This is a genomic window from Glutamicibacter sp. BW77, from assembly GCF_002332285.1.
Classification (GTDB): Bacteria; Actinomycetota; Actinomycetes; order Actinomycetales; family Micrococcaceae; genus Glutamicibacter; species Glutamicibacter bergerei.
The window spans coordinates 21,746-35,126 of the sequence record NZ_NRGT01000053.1; the positions used below are offsets into that span (position 1 = coordinate 21,746).

General features: G+C 51.2%; 7 protein-coding genes. All 7 read left to right on the forward strand.

Translation table 11 applies throughout. From position 1 onward, the window contains the following. Positions 1-446: 446 nt before the first annotated feature. The 7 genes from CIK74_RS07700 (at position 447) to CIK74_RS07730 (ending at position 13,328) form a co-directional block, all read left to right on the forward strand. Positions 447-4,613, forward strand: a complete 4,167-nt coding sequence (locus tag CIK74_RS07700) for a glycosyltransferase (protein WP_170947791.1) — start codon at positions 447-449, stop codon at positions 4,611-4,613. Between the two features lie 286 nt (positions 4,614-4,899). Next, complete coding sequence (locus CIK74_RS07705) at positions 4,900-6,642, forward strand: glycosyltransferase (RefSeq protein ID WP_240520490.1); 1,743 nt, start codon at positions 4,900-4,902, stop codon at positions 6,640-6,642. 48 nt (positions 6,643-6,690) lie between these two features. Further along, complete coding sequence (locus CIK74_RS07710; RefSeq protein WP_096255289.1) at positions 6,691-7,866, forward strand: glycosyltransferase family 4 protein; 1,176 nt, start codon at positions 6,691-6,693, stop codon at positions 7,864-7,866. A gap of 9 nt (positions 7,867-7,875) precedes the next feature. Continuing rightward, positions 7,876-9,621, forward strand: a complete 1,746-nt coding sequence (locus CIK74_RS07715; RefSeq protein ID WP_141392903.1) for a glycosyltransferase family 4 protein — start codon at positions 7,876-7,878, stop codon at positions 9,619-9,621. A 133-nt stretch (positions 9,622-9,754) separates the two neighbouring features. After that, entirely contained in the window at positions 9,755-10,987 is a 1,233-nt protein-coding gene (gene wecC, locus CIK74_RS07720) for a UDP-N-acetyl-D-mannosamine dehydrogenase (protein WP_096255293.1), read from the forward strand. Positions 10,988-11,016: 29 nt separating this feature from the next. Continuing rightward, the gene (gene wecB / locus CIK74_RS07725; RefSeq protein ID WP_096255294.1) at positions 11,017-12,201 is read left to right on the forward strand and encodes a UDP-N-acetylglucosamine 2-epimerase (non-hydrolyzing); all 1,185 of its coding nucleotides are present in this window, start codon (positions 11,017-11,019) and stop codon (positions 12,199-12,201) included. Positions 12,202-12,323: 122 nt separating this feature from the next. Then, the gene (locus tag CIK74_RS07730) at positions 12,324-13,328 is read left to right on the forward strand and encodes an NYN domain-containing protein (protein ID WP_096255295.1); all 1,005 of its coding nucleotides are present in this window, start codon (positions 12,324-12,326) and stop codon (positions 13,326-13,328) included. Positions 13,329-13,381: the final 53 nt, after the last annotated feature.

Consider the following 13,381-nt stretch of genomic DNA (forward strand, 5'->3'; position numbering starts at 1 on the left):
CCACGGCAGCTTATAGAAACCACTAATCCGCTGTCCGAAGAGTCCTAAGCATCCAGATTGACGAGCGTGTGGTGGTTATCTCCGTGGAAATGTTCGGGCGCTCTGAGTCATCCACGACTACCAGTTATGCGCGATCAGATAGAATAAACAATGAACGCGCAAAATCCTTAGACGGAGTATCGTAGTTGAAATCATCAAGTCAGAGTTCTGGTTCACCAACGGCCTCGAGAGCCCAGTTATTTGCCATTCGACAGCGGTATGAAATACATGCTCAGGGTATCGAACAGGCGATGCTTGCCGACTTGGTGAAATTTGAGTCTCTATACCTGACCTTCAAATCAGAAAACGAGAGGCTTAGGAAACAGACCGTCAAACTTAATGGTTTGGTTGCTCGTCATGAATCTACAATTAAGAAGACAGAAGCTGAAAGACAAAGGTTCAGCCTCATGGCTGCATCTCTGAAGACTCAGCTAGCTAACGAACACGCACGTGCCGAGAAGTTTAAACGAGCCTATGATAATTTGCGTGACCACCCGGTAGTTCGAACAGCACGAGGACTAAAAACCCCGTTTAGCAAGAAACCTACGGCGGCAAAATCAGCAGCTGCGATGACCCTGCAAAATGCGATGATCTCGCAAAAAGAACTGACACCGATTGCCCCAGGTACTACTTCGGGCAGTGAAGTCGCTGAACCTAGTATCCAGCAAATCGCGAAGCTGGAAGTCGAAAAGTACCGCGACTTGGGGCAGATTACTGAACCAGCAGATGCTCTACGCTTACTTCTAGCAGAGCCAGACGCGCCAAAGAATTTCGGTCCGCTCCATTTACAAGTCATGGGGCAAGAGCGCCTGCTGAAGGCACTGCCTTCGGTACCGCCAAAGACGTATTCACCGGCATACGTCCCGCGAACAGATAAAGTGATGTACTGCGCACACAGCACTGGTGAGTTCAACAGCAACGGGTACTCGACCCGCACGACTGGCCTTACCAAGGCTGTTATTGACGCAGGTATGGATCTGTTTATTGCCGCGCGTCCGGGCTACCCCTGGGATTCAAAAGTAACCAAGAAAGTCCCATCGCAGAAGCGCCTTATCCGCGATTATCAAGGTGTTAAGACACACTTTAACCCTGGTGTCTCTCTTCGAATCGATCCTCTCGACAAATTTATCCAGTTGGCAGCCGATATCTATGTACGCGAAGCAATGATGAACCGCCCCGCGGTCATCGTCTCGGCCTCAAATCACATCACTGCACTTCCAGCACTCATCGCTGCGCGTCGACTCGGAATTCCATTCATCTATGAGGTACGCGGACTGTGGGAAATTACCGCCGCAGCAGACAACGATACCTGGCTAAATTCAGAGCGCTTTGAACTTGCACGCAACCTTGAATCACTTGTGGCAAACGAAGCTGATCAGGTATTCGCGATCACCGAAGAAGTCCGCGAAGAGCTTGTTGCGCGCGGTGCGACTAATGCAAATATTTCAATCCTGCCTAACGCTGCAAATATTTTCCAGTATGTTCCGCTGCCTGCTGAGCGTTCCTCAGTCGTTACTCAAAAACGAGCTGGGGAATTCCTGCTCGGTTACGCCGGCAGCCTCGTCAGCTACGAAGGACTGGACCTTCTCGTTGACTCCATCGCAGGGTTACCAGAAGAATTTGATCATGTTGGCGCATTGATCGTCGGAGACGGCAACGCTTTGCCCGCTTTGAAACAGCAAGTCGCAGAACTGGGCTTAGAAGAACGTATTCGATTTACGGGACGTGTTCCGAATGACAAGATCAACGACTACCTTGCGATCTTCGATGCAGTGGTTTGCCCTCGTAAATCCAATATCGTCACCGAGCTGGTCTCGCCTCTGAAACCTATTGAAGCGATGGCTGCGGGCCGTCCTGTCATTGGCTCGGATGTCTCACCTATTGCTACTTTGGTCGGAACTGACTCGGAACGCGGTTTGCTCTTTGCCGCCGATAACGTGGACTCCTTGACCGAGCAGATCACTAAGCTTGCACTTGATCCTAAACTTGGTCAGAGTATTGGTCGCAGGGCTCGACAATGGACGGTAGAAACCCGAACTTGGCCATTAGTCGCGCAGACCTTCACTGAGCAAGTACGAACGGTGCAAAATCGTACTGCCGCAGGTAAGAAGCTCAAAGACATTCGTATGGCAATTATTGCGGATGAATTCACCACTTCCACGCTCAAGCGTGAAGTGAGCCTCGTTGCCCCGACGCCAGAGAACTGGCGTCAAGTTCTTTCGGCTCAGCCGGTGGACGTGCTCTTTGTTGAGTCGGCCTGGGCAGGTAATTCCGAGACTTGGACTCGCAAGGTCGGCTACTACGATGATGACCAGTGCTCGGACCTTGACGCGCTGACAAAATACTGCCGTAAGAACGGTATTCCGACCATTTTCTGGAACAAGGAAGATCCTGTTCACTTCAACCGGTTCCGTCGGACAGCGAAGCTCTTCGATGTCGTCTTGACCACCGATGCGAATTGCCTTGAAGACTATTGGGAGAACCGCGGCGGCTACATGAGCGCCTTGGGCAGCCTTCCATTCTGGGCGCAAGCAGAAATCCATAACCCAATGGGCTCTAACCGCCCTTATTCCCATTCTGTAGCCTACGGCGGATCCTACTACGGCGAACGTTATGCGGAGCGGTCCCAAGAACTGCGTGCGATCCTTGAAGGTGCCCGCAAGCAGGGGCTGACCATCTATGATCGCCAAGCCGATAACCCGGAATCACCATATAAGTTCCCGGCGGCTCTCCAGCCGTTTGTTCAAGGTGGACTGACCTATGACGAAATGGTGGAGGCCTACAAGTCTCATCCAGTTCACGTCAACGTCAACTCGGTCAACGGTTCACCGACCATGTTCTCACGTCGTGTCTTTGAAATTGCAGCATGTGGCACCCCGCTGATCAGTGGTAAGAGCTTCGGCGTTACCTGGATGTTTGACGGTACCGTGCCTGTTGTTCGCAGCCGAGAAGAATCTGAACTGATCACGTCGCTGTGGATGCAAAGTGAAGCAGATCGTGTCATGGATGCTTGGGCACCAATGCGCGTGACCTTTCAAAAGCATTTAGCACATCACCGCCTCGCGCTGGCGCTTCGTATGGCTGGGATTGCAGTTGAAATCCCAACTCTGCCAACTCTTGGCTTGGAACTTGAGAAGTTGGACGAGGATCTTGCAGGACAGATTTTGGCATCCACTATTCGTCCGAGCGAAGTATATGTGGCGCTGACGGAAGAAAATTCTGCAGCCATCGATATGTTGCTAGCGCACGGGATTCGAGTTGTATCTTCTGAGGCTCCTCGAAAGGCCGAGGTTTCTGTTTCACGCGTCCAAGAGGTTCTAAGCGACTCACACCTATTAGAAGATTTGCTGATCGCCTACCAGTACGGGGGAGCTGCAAGTGTTGAAGCCTCCGAACTGGACCTCAACGTTCGTGGTCTGCCGCTATGGATGAAGGACGAGCCATCTGCGGATTCACCGCTGCTGAAGATGGAACAGGCGAACGACTCTTTGCGCCAAATCCATCTGCGTCTGCGCCGTCCGTTCAACATAATGGAGGAGCAGAATAGTGTTGTTGCTTCGGAGGAGACACGCTTCACCACGGGTGAACGCAACGTTCTGATTGCTGGTCATGACCTTAAATTTGCTGGTCAGATCATGAAGACTGTCGAAGGCCAAGGCCACAAGCTGAACGTAGATCGGTGGGCAGGTCATGCCCAGCATGACAGCGAGCTGAGCACTCAACTACTAGAAGACGCCAACATAGTGTTTTGTGAGTGGTCTTTGGGAAACCTTGCCTGGTATTCAAAGCATGTCAAACCAGGCCAGCGCTTAGTCACCCGATTCCACTCTCAGGAGTTGTTCACCGACTATCCGCACAAGGTCAAGTTCAAGAACGTGAATCGAATCATCTTTGTAAGCGAATTGATCCGCGGAATGGCGATCCAAAAATTCGGTATTCCAGAAGAGAAGACGTGTGTCATCCCCAACTCGGTAGATACTCGAAAACTCGATCTACCAAAGAATGCAGACGCCAAGTTTGTCTTGGGCTTTGTCGGCATGGTTCCGCAAATGAAGCGCTTTGATCTCGTACTTGACCTGTTGGAAGAGCTACGCGCAAAGGACGCACGATTCACCTTGCGGGTGAAGGGCAAGCGGCCTGAGGACTATCCTTGGATGGCTGCAAGGACCGAGGAGATGGCATTCTACGATGCTCAGTACGCTCGAATCGAAGAATCTCCTCTTCTTCAAGGTGCGGTCAGCTTCGACCCGCAGGGAGACGACATGGCACAGTGGTATCAGCAAATTGGTGTCGCTGTATCCACCAGCGATTTTGAGTCATTCCACTTTACGTTGGCCGATGGAGCAGCTTCAAGAGCGTTACCGGTTGGTTTGGCATGGCCAGGTTCTGAATGGCTTTACCCGAAAGAATGGCTGTTCACGGATACCGAACTCGCTGCGAATCGGGTGGTCGACATCGTTTCGAACCAGGATCGATTCGACCTCTCTGTTGAAGAAGCCCGAAAATTTACGGTAGAAAACTACGATGCCAAGAAGATCATGGCTGAGCTAGTTGAAGCCATAGAATCTGACTAGTTCTCTGAACCTAGTTCTAGTTAGCGCGGTGCGCCTCAGGCTCGAATAGAGCCGGGGCGCACCGCGCTGTAATATTGATAATTCCTGCCTGCGAGTATTTAGAGTGAGTTGAGAAGTGAAAATTGCAATAGGCGAGTTTCGAAAAGCCCTGTGGCACCTCCGCCAAGGTGGCCCCCGGCAATTCCAGGAATGGTACCGTCGCAGTAATTACGAATCTCGGACCGGCGGTTTTAGCCACAGCTTCCAAACTGATGTTGAAAAGACTCTCGGTCTTCAGCTGCCTGCGGTGACTTTTGAACCAGCGCAAGGCTCCGCAACGCCGCTAAAAGTTGCAGTCATCTTGGACGACTTTAGTGCCAGGGCCTGGGGTCCAGAATGGGATTGCACATTCATCACTCCTACCGACTGGCAAGATCACCTTGAGTCGATAGAATTCGATTTGCTGTTCGTTGAATCCGCGTGGGCAGGCAACAACAAAGCCTGGCAATACCACCTCACGGGCACGAGCGCGCCAAGACCAGCATTAGTTGAGATGGTCACGGCCTTCAAAGCTAAAGAAATTCCTGCGGTCTTCTGGAATAAGGAAGACCCGCCACACTTCGAAGACTTCCTGGACTGCGCGCGTCTTTTTGATTTCGTTTTGACTTCTGATGAGCGAAAAATTGTGGATTACAGGCGCGAATTAGGCCACGATAAGGTGGCCGCCTTGAGCTTCGCGGCCCAGCCGGCATTCCACAACCCAGTACGTCCACTAACACAAGAGCGCCGCGACGTGGCTTTTGCTGGGATGTATTTTGCCCACAAGTTCCCAGAGCGTCGTGAACAAATGGAAATTGTGCTCGGCGGCGCGGCGGATGTTTCCCACAAACTCCCTCACGGAGTGGATATCTTCTCCCGCCAACACGGGGGAGACGAAAAGTATCAGTTCCCTGCTCCATATGACCAGTATGTGGTTGGCTCATTGGACTATGACCGGATGTTATCGGCCTATAAGTACTACAACGTTTTCCTCAACGTAAACTCGGTCGCAGATTCACCGAGCATGTGTGCACGCCGCATTTTTGAGATTACCGCGGCCGGCAGTGCAGTTGTATCGGCTCCAAGTGCCGCCATCAGTAACTTCTTTGACTCCTCAGAGGTCTTAGAAGTCTCAACCCGTGAAGACGCTGCTAACGCGATTCGCAGCATCGTCCAGAGCCCCGAGCTGCGTGACCGGATGGTGCACCTTGGGCAACGGCGTATCTGGACCGAACACACGTATGCGCATCGTGCCCGCGAAGTCGAAGCATTTGTGGGGTTACCGCAGGTTGAACCTTCCGCTGACTCAATGACCACGCGCCCCAAGGTTACGGCGGTGGTTTCAACGATCCGTCCGCACCAGATAAACCATATTATTTCCACCGTCGCATCTCAGCTCAATGTTGATACCGAGCTTATTCTGGTCACACACGGATTCAGGATTGATCATGAAGAATTTAAGACGAAAGCCGTGGAAGCGAAGCTTAAAGAATATAAGATTCTTGAATTATCATCCGAGCTGTCTTTGGGCGACTGCTTGAACGCAGCTGTCGCGGAGGCCAGCGGTGACTTCATCACTAAAATGGATGACGATGATCTTTATGGCGAGAACTACCTCTTTGATCAAGTGTCTGCCCTGCGCTACAGCGGTGCCTCAGTGGTCGGTAAACAAGCTCACTTCATGTACCTTGGAGATTCGGATGCGACCCTATTGAGGTTTACTGAACGAGAGCACCGGTTTACGAATCTGGTCATGGGGCCAACGATGCTTGGACATGCATCTGTCTTCAAGAACACACCCTTTGCTTCGCGAAGCAGGGGAGAAGATACCCAATTCCTGCGTGACGTGATAGATGAAGGCGGAACCGTCTATTCGAGCGACCGGTTTAACTTCATGCAAATGCGTAGCGGGGACGGAAAAGCGCACACCTGGGGGCTCAGCGATGCTGAACTCACGGCGACTGGTAAGATTCAATGGTTTGGACGCAATGACAAGCATCTTTTCTTCTAAAGGACTTGTGTGCGAATTTTTATACGAGGACCAAGGAGTACGCAGTAGATGAAAATCACGTTGCTGACTCATTCGTTTTCCCCTGAAATATCTCCTCCACAACGACGTTGGGCGGTCATCGCAGATGAACTAGCCAAACTAGGCAACGAGATAACTGTAGTCACCCCTCGACCAAGGGGGAATTCTGTTCAGGGAGCTACCCCATTTATAAACAACCAACGCATTCAGGTTAAACGCTATAAATCGATGCGAAAATCCAAAACCATGGTTGGAAAAGTTCTCAAACATGGCGTGGATGCAGTATTGAGTTTGCCTGAAGCATTAAAAGCAACACGTCCTGACGTTGTGATTGCAACTGTGCCGGCATTGCCGACACTCATTGTCGGTTACGCAGTCAGTAAGATCCGTGGTGTTCCTTTCGTCGTGGATTTACGCGATGCGTGGCCTGACCTTTTGAGAGAATCCCAGGTCCTAAAATGGCGCTGGCTGGAACCGATGGTTTCTCACGCGCTTGCGTATCTTGTGAAACGAAGCGACTTGCTGGTGACAGTGACCCATGGCCTTGCAATCAAGATGCGACTCAATGGTGTCAAAAATGTTGCGACGATAGCCAATGGTGTGGAAACTGAACGGCCTGAAGTCGCTATTGACAACGAACCTAGAACCCAAACCTTGCAGGTGCTCTATCTGGGAAACATTGGCCGAAGCCAAGGCCTAGAAACACTCATTCAGGCAGCAAGTATTCTTGGCGACAAGGTTTCCGTGAGAATAGTAGGTAACGGAACTGAGAAACGGCGTTTGGCAGAACTAGCTGATGAACTCGAAGCAAATGTTGATTTCAGAGATCCGGTGTATGGAGATCTCGTACTAGAAAATTACGCTTGGGCTGACACCTGCATCGTTTCGCTTAGGCCGGACTGGCCTAGCTTTGAACACACGGTTCCTTCGAAACTCTACGAATTGCTGTATTTAGACCGTCATATTACCGGCATGGTGCGTGGCGAAGCCGCTGGGATAATTACCGCTGCTGAATCCGGAGAAGTTGTTGGTCAGAGTGTTTCCGCACTTGTTGAATATTTAACGAACTTGGCAGCTAATCCGGAAAAATTAAAGACCAACAACCATGGTTCAAATTGGGTCAAGAAAAACGGGTCACTGCGTGATGCTGCCCAAGCCTACGCCAAGCTGTTAAGCGACGTCGTAATCCGTGTAGGCAAGAGCTAGGACAGAAATTTGAATACCCAGTTATTATCAAACTTTACTAATACCAGTTTCCTGGTCCTCTCAAATCTTGCCGACGACCCAAGCTACTTCGCCCTCCAGGTAGCGAGGAAATTCAAAAATCGAGTCCCTGTGAAGGTTCTGGACAAAGTGCTCTCGCTGGGAAAACATAACGGCGTAGCAGCTGCGTTCTCGGCAATGATTCGTGACGACAGCATTCAATTACAAACAACCTGCCGCCTGTGGCTGGACGAATCGAGTTCAAGGCGTGGCGCAGTGTTCCTAGCGAATCTCTGCATCGCCAGTGGCGAATGGGATACTGCCAGCGGCTTGTTGGATCAAACAAAGTCATCTTCAAACGCGGTTCGTGCTAGAGCTCGGTTGCAATGGGGTTTAGGAAACATGAGTGAGGCAATTGCCTTGCTTGAAGAAATACCCCGAAGCAGGCAAAAGCGGCATTACGTCTCTGAATATCAAGTCTATTCGGGAGCTGAACCGAAGCTGCCCCAAACACGAATTTCGAATCTAAGAGGTGCCGGACCGGAATCCGTTGTCTTCTTAGCGACCAATTCGTTGCCTCACACCGGCAGTGGTTACGCGCAGCGAACTCAGTCCACATTGTCAGCCCTAGTCGCTGAAGGCTGGAAAGCAAATGCTTGCACGAGATTGAACTATCCATTAAATATCGGTGCATTCCAAACGAAATCCTCGGATCACGTTGGGCCTGTGGAGTACGAGCGGTTAATTCCAACTCGAGCAAAATACGACTTGTCTGGGCGAATTCAGCAGCAAGCGGAGGAGCTGCTTGCGAAGGTTGTTCGTGACCGTCCTCAAATCCTGCACACCACGACAGATTTTTCCAATGCTCTTGCAGTCAAGGCAGTCTCTGAGTCCACCGGCATTCCTTGGGTATATGAAGTTCGAGGTCAACTGGCAGATACCTGGCTCTCTACAAGGCCAGAATCGGCCGAAAATTCCGAGCGTTACAAACTCTTTCGCGAACGAGAAGCATATGTAGCCAAAAGCGCGGACCACGTGATCACTCTTGGCGATCAGATGAAAGAAAATCTTACGTCGGTTGGTGTAGCGGCAGATAAAATTGAAATTTTGCCCAACGGGATTGGCGATGAATTTCTCAATGAGCCCGTTGACCGTTCTACTGCTCGTCATGAACTCGCTTTGGATATTCAGGCATTTTATGTGGGCACCGTCAGCAGCTTGGTTCCCTACGAAGGGCTAGATACAGTTCTTCGTGCGGTGGCGAGACTGCAACCGGAAAATAAGAACCTTAGAGTCCTGATTGTTGGTGACGGCACTGACAAGGAAAATCTCATACGCTTAGCGGCTGAACTTGGAATTTCGAAGTACTGCGAATTCACGGGCCGTGTACCGCGTGAAAAAGCACATTTATATCACGCAGCATTAAACTTGTTCGTCGTGCCACGCAAAGACAGCGCTGTAACGCGTGCTGTGACTCCGCTGAAGCCGGTCGAAGCGCTTGCCTCGCGAGTTCCGGTTCTAGCTTCCGACTTGCCTGCCCTCGGAGAACTGATTGAAGACGGCGTTACGGGTTATTTAGTGGACTCAAGTGATGTTGATCAATGGGCGAGCAGCATAGATCGCTTGATGAAGGACCCCGAAAAATTATTAGTTATGGGCGATTCAGGTAGGGAACTCGTACTTAATACGCGCACGTGGTCGCAAAATGCCAAGAAGCTAGATTGCGTCTACCGGTTGGTAATAAATAAACCGTTGTGATCCACCTCCTTACTTACCGCGGGGACCTGCGATAGGGTTTACTGGGCGCGCTGGCTAAAAGCTGCGGTATATGATCAGTAACAAGCTCAAAAAATTTTAGAATTACACTCGCATCAGAAGGAAAGCCACTTTAGTGAATAGCATTAAAGAAGTAGCAGTCATCGGTTTGGGATATATCGGATTGCCTACCGCCGCAATCCTGGCCTCCAAGGGAATCATCGTAAAGGGCGTAGACGTTACCCCTCGCACGGTTGAAGCAGTCAACAAGGGTGAGGTTCCATTTGTTGAACCAGCTCTGGGTGACTTCGTCGCAGCTGCCGTTGAAGCAGGCACGCTCAGCGCAAGCTTTGAGACTCCAGAAGCCGAAGCGTACATCGTTGCGGTTCCTACTCCATTCAACGCTGACTACACCGCAGATCTGTCCTACATCGAGGCAGCTGCAGACGGTATCGCACCTAAGCTCAAGGGTGGCGAGCTCGTCATTCTGGAGTCAACTTCCCCTCCAGGTGCTACCCAGCACCTAGCAGAATACCTACTGGCTAAGCGTCCGGACCTCACTACTGACAGTCTTCTGGTTGCGCACTGCCCAGAGCGCGTGCTTCCGGGCTACGTGATGGAAGAGCTAGTTACCAATGACCGCATTGTTGGCGGCATCACGGTAGAAGCAGCCGAGAAGGCCAAGGCACTTTACGAGACTTTCTGCCAGGCAGCCATCTTGACTACGGATGCAAAGACTGCCGAAATGGCGAAGCTGGTCGAGAACTCGTACCGAGATGTTAACATCGCTTTCGCTAACGAACTTTCGGTCATCTCTGACCGTTTGGATATCGACGTGTGGGAATTGATTTCCCTAGCTAACCGTCACCCACGCGTGAACATCCTGCAGCCTGGCCCAGGCGTTGGCGGACACTGCATTGCGGTTGATCCTTGGTTCATCGTTTCGGCAGCCCCTGAAGAATCCAACTTGATTCGTATGGCACGTAATACCAATGACGCCAAGCCGAACTGGGTCATTGAAAAGGTCGAGGCTGCTACTAAGCTTGACAGCTTCACCGGCAAGGTCGCAGTAATGGGTCTTGCATTCAAGGCAAATATCGATGACATGCGCGAGTCGCCTTCAATCGAGATTGCTCGCAAGCTTGCGGTGGCCAACCCGACCATTGAATTCTTGGCAGTCGAACCACATGTTGAGGCGTTGCCTAAGAAGCTCGAAGGCATCTCGAACTTGGTATTGACTCCAATGGATGAAGCGTTGGAAGCAGCAAACGTTGTAACCTTGTTGGTTGACCACGACCAATTCAAGTCGGTTCCAGCAACCACTCTTGCTGGCAAGGAAGTCATCGACACTCGCGGTCTTTGGCGCTAATCGCTCTCCACCTGACAGGGTAGATTCAAATGAAAAAGATCATGCCGATCTATGGCACTCGACCAGAGGCCATCAAGGTTGCTCCGATCGTCAAGGCCTTAAAAGAGGCTGAAATTTTCGATTGCGTAGTTGTTGTTACTGGGCAGCACCGCGAAATGCTGGATCAAGTTAATGAATTGTTCGGCATCACGCCGGACTATGATCTTGACGTGATTCAGCCTCGCCAGACTCTCAATGGCTTGTTGACCAAGACCATTGCTGGCTTGGATGAGATCTTTGAAAAGGAAAAGCCGGACGCCGTTGTAGTCCAAGGCGACACTACTACCTCCACGGCTGGCGCTATTGCAGCGTTCTACCGCGGAATTCCAGTAGTGCACGCCGAGGCAGGCCTGCGTAGCTACGACATCTTCTCGCCATTCCCGGAAGAAGCCAACCGCAAGCTCACCAGTCAGATTGCGAGCGTTCATCTAGCTCCAACTTCATTGAGCAAGCGTAACCTTGAGCGCGAAACCTTTAACAGCAAGGACATCGTGATCACCGGTAACTCCGTGATTGATGCTCTGCTCACCGTGGTCGAGAAGAAAGTTCCATTCAGCGATCCACAGCTAGAAGAACTCGTAAACTCCGGTAAGCGTATCGTTCTGGTGACGACTCACCGTCGTGAAAACCAGGGTGAACCAATGCGCGGCATCGGACGTGCCCTCGCACGCCTGTCCGCAGCCGAGCCGGACGTTCAATTCATTCTGCCATTGCACCGAAACCCTGCGGTGCGAGAAGCTTTGCTGCCGGAAATCGATGGAATTGCAAACATCACGCTGACCGAACCACTGGCCTACGGTGAATTCACCCGTATCATCGATGCCTCGACCTTGGTACTCACCGATTCCGGCGGAGTACAAGAAGAGGCACCAAGTTTGGGCAAGCCTGTACTGGTGATGCGTTTGAATACCGAACGCCCAGAAGCCGTAACTGCGGGTACCGTACGTCTCATCGGTACCGACGAACAGCGGATCTTTGATTCGGTTTCGGAGCTGCTCAATGACTCCGCTGCCTACAACGAGATGGCAACCGCCGTCAACCCGTACGGCGATGGTAAGGCTTCGGAGCGTACCGTAGCCGCCATTGCTGAGCTGCTTGGTGTGGGTCACCGAATTGAAGAGTTTGATTCGCGTCTTTCCGACGCAGATGACATGATGCGCGCAACAAGCATCTAAAGCATCTTTTGGAAGGGCTAGGACAATTTGTCTTAGCCCTTCTGACTTTTTAGTGCTTTTCTGTTTGTGAAGTCCATCTGTGGAGCAGGAAAGTTTGTGCTGCACTGACTAGTATCAAAAGTATGATGAATCAAACTGCCATATTTGTTGATGCCGGGTTCTTATTATCTCTAGGCGGGCACAGGGTTGCAGGAACCACCTTGCGTTCGGCTTTCACCACTCATTATGAGTCGCTAGTTCGCGGGATAGTCCAAACCGTCAAGAAAAATACTGGACTAAATAACTTACGTGTTTATTGGTATGACGCGTCTAAAGACGGTCTTTTTACTGAGCAGCATAAGCGTATCGGGCTAATCCCGGGCGTTAAGGTTCGTTTGGGACGTATCTCTTATAACGGTGAACAAAAAGGCGTTGATCTTCGATTAGCCCTAGACCTGGTTGGTGTGGCCCGCCATGGATCTGCATCTGTCGCTTACTTAGTGTCTGGCGATGATGACTTAGCTGAAGCTGTCGAAGAAGCCCAGGATCTAGGAATGAAAGTTGTCTTGCTTGGGTTGCAGAAGGATCAGAGTAGACTTGGCGTCGCATCGGTGGCCGAGCATTTAGCCTTGACCGCAGACGCTATTGAAGTCATGCCTGACTCAATTATAGATAGTTCGTTTACTCGGATTATTGATTGGGACAAGGACAATTGCGCGAAGACCGCCTTGGTTGCTGCTGCCCCAACGGCGAAACCCGCAGCAACTCCTAAACCCGGTATTCCGACTCCGGCAATGCTGGCGCAAAAAGCCCAGGCTATTAGGAGCGCAGAACCAGTAACACAACCAGAAATGGTGTATTCCTCGGATAGCGAGCGTTCCGGATTCCACGGACAAGCAGCCTATGAACAGAAGGAACTTACCGCAGCCGAAGAGATTGGTGCCAAAGTGGCTCAGTCGTGGTTGGCCAGCACCACACAAGCCGAAGTAGTTGAACTCGTAGCAGATAAACCACAGCTGCCGCCGGAGATTGACCGCACCCTGCTGAAAGACTGCTCCCAGGTTTTGGGGGAGTGGAAAACCGATCAGCAAACGATACGCCGGACGCTTCGCGGAGCCTTCTGGGATTACTTGGATCAAATCATGTGACGAGACGATCGCTTTGACGAATCAAGCTTCCAACACTGACTAAGGTAAATTTG